Source organism: Salipiger sp. HF18, assembly GCF_011806505.1.
Taxonomy (GTDB): domain Bacteria; phylum Pseudomonadota; class Alphaproteobacteria; order Rhodobacterales; family Rhodobacteraceae; genus Salipiger; species Salipiger thiooxidans.
In genome coordinates this window covers 1-689 of the sequence record NZ_JAATOS010000942.1, presented here as the reverse complement: position 1 = coordinate 689, position 689 = coordinate 1, and the positions used below count along the sequence as shown (strand labels likewise).

Annotated in this window: 2 protein-coding genes; both read right to left on the bottom strand. The window is 63.4% G+C overall.

The annotated features are described in order from the left end of the window. Positions 1-147, bottom strand: a 147-nt coding sequence (locus HC022_RS28150) for a biotin/lipoyl-containing protein (protein WP_167454555.1), incomplete at its 3' end; no start/stop codon positions are given. Between the two features lie 13 nt (positions 148-160). Then, a partial coding sequence (locus HC022_RS28145; RefSeq protein ID WP_303049124.1) for a transketolase C-terminal domain-containing protein occupies positions 161-689 on the bottom strand: 529 nt, incomplete at its 5' end.

The window sequence follows — 689 nt, the reverse complement described above, 5'->3', positions numbered from 1 at the left end:
CTCGAACTCCATCGTGGCCTTGTCGGTCTCGATCTCGGCGAGGATGTCGCCCGAGGACACGGTGTCACCCTCTTTCACCAGCCACTTGGCCAGCGTGCCCTCTTCCATGGTCGGAGACAGGGCGGGCATCAGGATTTCGGTGGGCATTGGTCTCGCTCCCTTACCGATAGGTGACTTGCTTGACTGCCTCGATCACCTCGGCGGTGGTCACCAGCGCGTGCTTCTCGAGGTTCGCGGCATAGGGCATCGGAACGTCCTTGCCGGTGCAGTTGATCACCGGGGCATCGAGGTAATCGAAGGCGTTCTGCATGATGTAGGCCGAGAGGTGGTTGCCGATGGCCCCCACCGGGAAACCCTCTTCCACGGTCACGCAGCGGTTGGTCTTCTTCACCGACTCGATGACGGTGCCGTAATCGAGCGGGCGGAGGGTGCGCAGGTCGATGACCTCGGCGTCGACGCCTTCGTCGGCCAGCTTCTCGGCGGCTTCCAGCGCGTACTGCATGCCGATGCCGAAGCTGACGATGGTGACGTCCTTGCCCTCGCGCCAGATCTTGGCCTTGCCGAAGGGCACGGTGAAGTCGTCCAGCGCCGGCACCTCGAAGGAGCGGCCGTAGAGGATCTCGTTCTCGAGGAAGATCACCGGGTTCGGATCACGGATCGCCGACTTGAGCAGGCCCTTGGCGTCCGCT